Below are 423 nucleotides of genomic sequence, written 5' to 3'. Positions count from 1 at the left end.
CGCGTTCGACCGTCTGTGGGAGATCCGCAGGTCTGCCCCGCACCGCCTGAACGCTGCCTTCCTCGACCGGGTCTTGCGCCAGCTACCCCTTCCCCAACGCGACCTGCGCTGGACCGAATGGGCGCGAGACCGGGCTCCGGGCCGGCTCACGGCAGACCTAGAACGAGCGATCGACGGGTGGACCGGGAGCGACAGTCGCACCGAGAGGGATGACCTGGATGCCTTGGCCATCGCCTGGCTGCTGACCTCCACTAACACGGGCATGCGGGACTTGGCGACGAAAGCCCTCCAGCGCTATGGCCGTCCAGAGCCCAAGCGGCTGTTTGGCCTAGCCGCCCGGATGCTCGATCTCGACGACCCCTACGTCGTCGAACGGCTCGTCGCCGCCGCGCTCGGCGCCGTTTGCACCCACCAGATGCCCGA

At 68.6% G+C, this 423-nt stretch carries 1 protein-coding gene; it reads left to right on the top strand.

All coding sequences use genetic code 11. The features are described 5' to 3' along the window. A partial coding sequence (locus G3I78_RS49035; RefSeq protein WP_164437143.1) for a hypothetical protein occupies nt 1–423 on the top strand: 423 nt, incomplete at both ends.

The organism is Streptomyces sp. SID13726, assembly GCF_010548375.1.
Taxonomy (GTDB): Bacteria; Actinomycetota; Actinomycetes; order Streptomycetales; family Streptomycetaceae; genus Streptomyces.
The sequence above is the reverse complement of the archived record's forward strand: the minus strand, read 5'-3'. Positions and strand labels throughout refer to the sequence as shown.